This window comes from Acinetobacter sp. V2 (assembly GCF_001188385.1).
Lineage (GTDB): Bacteria > Pseudomonadota > Gammaproteobacteria > Pseudomonadales > Moraxellaceae > Acinetobacter > Acinetobacter oleivorans.
In genome coordinates this window covers 115,892-119,506 of sequence record NZ_JZFB01000005.1, presented here as the reverse complement: position 1 = coordinate 119,506, position 3,615 = coordinate 115,892, and the positions used below count along the sequence as shown (strand labels likewise).

At 39.4% G+C, this 3,615-nt stretch carries 3 protein-coding genes; all 3 read left to right on the top strand.

The window, feature by feature from the left end; all coding sequences use genetic code 11:
* On the top strand, positions 1–1,272 hold a 1,272-nt coding region (locus UC75_RS15210; protein ID WP_228137416.1), incomplete at its 5' end, for an alanine/glycine:cation symporter family protein.
* 170 nt (positions 1,273–1,442) lie between these two features.
* A complete protein-coding gene (locus tag UC75_RS15205) occupies positions 1,443–2,417 on the top strand; it encodes a patatin-like phospholipase family protein (RefSeq protein ID WP_049838066.1) in 975 nt (324 codons plus the stop codon).
* A gap of 203 nt (positions 2,418–2,620) precedes the next feature.
* Positions 2,621–3,615 (top strand): threonine ammonia-lyase (locus tag UC75_RS15200; RefSeq protein ID WP_228137415.1); only part of this gene is annotated, 995 nt, incomplete at its 3' end.

The following is a 3,615-nucleotide window of genomic DNA, read 5'->3' as shown; positions in this document are numbered from 1 at the left end:
CCTTTTCAGGCGTTTGTAACTGGCCTTGCGAGCCGTGTTGGGGTAGGTAATATTGCTGGTGTAGCAATTGCTATCGCAATTGGCGGTCCTGGTGCAGTTTTCTGGATGTGGGTAACTGCTGTTCTTGGTATGAGCTCTGCTTTTATTGAGTCTACGCTTGCTCAGCTATTTAAAGTTAGAGATAGTAAAAGTAAACAGTTCCGTGGTGGACCAGCCTACTATATTACTCAAGGTTTGCGCAGTAAAACCTTTGGTGTGGTCTTCGCACTTGCATTGATCTTTACCTACGGTTTCGTATTCAACTCAGTTCAAATCAATGCGATTGCTAATGCATCTTCACATGCTTGGGGTTGGGATAAAGCCAACGTTATTGCTCATTTAGGTGGCGTTGATCTAGAAATTTCATGGGTTGGTATTGCACTTGTCGTTATGGTTGCATTGGCAATTTTTGGTGGTATTAAGCGTATCGCTAAATTTGCTGAGATGTTTGTACCTTTAAAAGCAGGTCTTTACCTATCTGTTGCTCTCTATATTGCAATCAGTAACTATGCGATTTTGCCTGATATTTTAAAGCTGATTGTGACTGAAGCTTTCAATTTTAATTCTGCAGCAGGTGGTTTCTTTGGTGCGGCAGTATCAATGGCAATGATGCAAGGGATTAAGCGTGGCTTGTTCTCTAACGAAGCTGGTATGGGTTCTGCACCAAACGCAGCGGCTGCGTCTGATGTAAAACATCCTGTAAACCAAGGTTTGGTACAAATGCTCGGTGTATTTGTAGATACTTTCATTGTATGTACAAGTACTGCAATCATTATTTTGGTTTCTGGTGTTTACCAAGATGCAGGTTTTGTTGGTGTTGAATTAACTCAACGTGCTTTAGAAACTCAAGTTGGGCATTGGGGATCAGACTTCCTTGCTGTTCTATTATTCTTGTTCTGTTATTCAGCTGTACTAGGTAACTATGCCTATGCAGAAGGTAATGTGCAGTTTATTAATAACAACCCGAAAGTCATGTTCATCTTCCGTATTTTTGTATTGGTGATGGTGTACTTCGGTGCAATTGGTAGTGTTCCACTTGTTTGGTCTATGGCTGACTTGTTTATGGGTATCATGGCAACCATTAACTTGATTGCAATTTTACTGTTAACACCGATGGCACGCACATTGTTGAAAGATTACCGTGAACAATTGAAAAAAGGTATTAAAGAGCCTGAGTTTAAAATTGATAAATATCCGGAATTGAAGAAAAAAGTTGATTCAGATATCTGGTAAGTTACAAAAGGCCTCTTATAAATAAGGGGCCTTTTTCATAAGGGGGATAAATAAAATACTTGAGTCTAAATTTTAAACATGACAAATTAAATAAATTCAATACAGCTTTTAACGAGACTAACAACTAAAATTGCAATCCGAACTTAAACCTCATAGTGCGAAGATAGGCCATGAAACAGCTTAAATTGTGGGTTCTCGGACTCTCTATGGTGTTGGCAGGATGCCAGACCACTACACACTTATCTGCTGCGCTAAAATCACCAACAGCAGAGGCTTATGCTCGCTCTGTTGATCAGCCATTTGCACGAATTAAAAAACAGCAAAAACGTCCTGTGGTTGCGCTCGTATTGGGTAGTGGAGGAGCACGAGGTTATGCTCATATTGGTGTCATTGAGGTTTTGGAACAACATGGTATCCGACCAGATTTTATTGTAGGTACCAGTGCGGGTAGTATTGTTGGAGCACTTTATGCCAGTGGTAAAAGTCCTGCTCAATTACGTGATACTGCTTTAAAAATGAAAGCTGGTGATGTGCGTGATATTAGTATCGGACTAAAAGGTTTTTTTGATGGTAAAAAAGTAGAAAACTACGTTAACCAGCAAGTAAACAACATGCCACTCGAAAAAATGAAAATCCCAATGTATGTGGTTGCAACCGAATTAAAGCATGGCACTAAAACCGTATTTAACTATGGTAATACTGGGCAAGCGGTAAGAGCATCTGCTTCGATTCCAAGTATGTTTGTACCTACTAAAATTGGAAAATCAGAATATGTAGATGGCGGGTTAGTGAGCCCTGTACCAGTTGAAGTCGCACGAGATTTAGGCGCTGATGTCATTATTGCCGTTGATATTTTAGCTCAGCCGATTTACACAGAAACATCGAATGTTTGGGGACTGTTTAACCAGAATATTAATATTATGCAAGGTCGTTTGGCGGCAGAAGAATTACAATATGCGGATGTTGTTATTCAGCCAGATTTAAGAGAAAAAGCGCATATTTTTGATGTGAAAGGCCGTGAAGCCACCATGAAATCTGGCATCGATGCAGCCAATGCCAAACTTTCCGATATTCAGTTTGCTATTGATGAAAAAATAGCTGAACAGAATATGTCTACTGAAGGATTAAGTGCACAAACTCAATAATTTGACGTTAATTATTTGAAAATTAATTAAAAAGCCTGAATAGGGCTTTTTTTATGTGAGTTTAAATCCTTAATTTTTGGAATAAAAATTTTTGTATATTAGGTATATGTTGGATATGCTGAAAACTCTGATGACCAATATAAAATATTGATGTCATTTTTAAAAAATAATTGATTTGTAATGTATTGAGGCTGACTAGATAAATGATACAGCAACAGGTTAAAAATGGTTTTCCAACATTAGATGATGTTCATGCTGCCGCAGAGCGTTTAGAAGGTTTAGTCGTAAAAACTCCTTTTGTTTTCTCAGAAACCATTTCTAAAACCTTAGGGGCTGAGATGTGGCTGAAATTTGAAAACTTACAATTTACAGCTTCTTTTAAAGAACGGGGTGCACTGAATAAACTGTTGTGTTTATCTGACCAAGAAAAACAACATGGTGTTATTGCAGCTTCGGCAGGAAATCATGCGCAAGGCGTAGCGTATCATGCTCAGCGTACAGGCGTAACAGCAACTATTGTAATGCCGAAATCGACACCTAATGTAAAAGTACAACGAGTGCGTGAATATGGGGCACGAGTCATTTTACATGGACAAGACTTTTCAGAAGCTGCTGCTGAAATGCACCGTGTTGCACAAGAAGAATCTTTAACAATTATTCATCCATTTGACGATGCAGAAATTATTGCAGGTCAGGGAACCATTGCACTCGAAATGCTTGCAGCTGTTCCCGAACTAGACATTTTAGTTGTGCCAATTGGTGGTGGTGGTCTAATTTCTGGTATTGCGATTGCTGCTAAAGCTATCAATCCCAAAATTAAAGTGATTGGGGTGCAATCGGTTGTATATCCAAGTATGGCGAAACTTCTATGCAATTATCAGCATGCCGTTTCAATGGGCTCTACAGTTGCAGAAGGTATTGCGGTAAAAACTCCGGGCGAGCTTACAACTCAAGTTGCTAAACAATATGTTGATGACATTGTTGTTGTTACTGAAGACATGATTGAAGAGGCAATTGCGCTGTTACTCAATATTGAGAAAACAGTATGTGAAGGGGCTGGTGCAACAGGTATTGCTGCAATTATGTCTCGTCCTGATCTATTTTTAGGTCATAAGCTGGGTGTAGTGCTGTCTGGTGGCAATATTGATACACGCGTTATGGTCTCTGTATTGCAACGTCATTTAACGCGTACAGGGCG

Bases quoted from the DNA above. Each gene is read 5' to 3' on its own strand.
- UC75_RS15205 (WP_049838066.1), top strand. From the start codon at position 1,443: ATGAAACAGCTTAAATTGTGGGTTCTCGGACTCTCTATGGTGTTGGCA.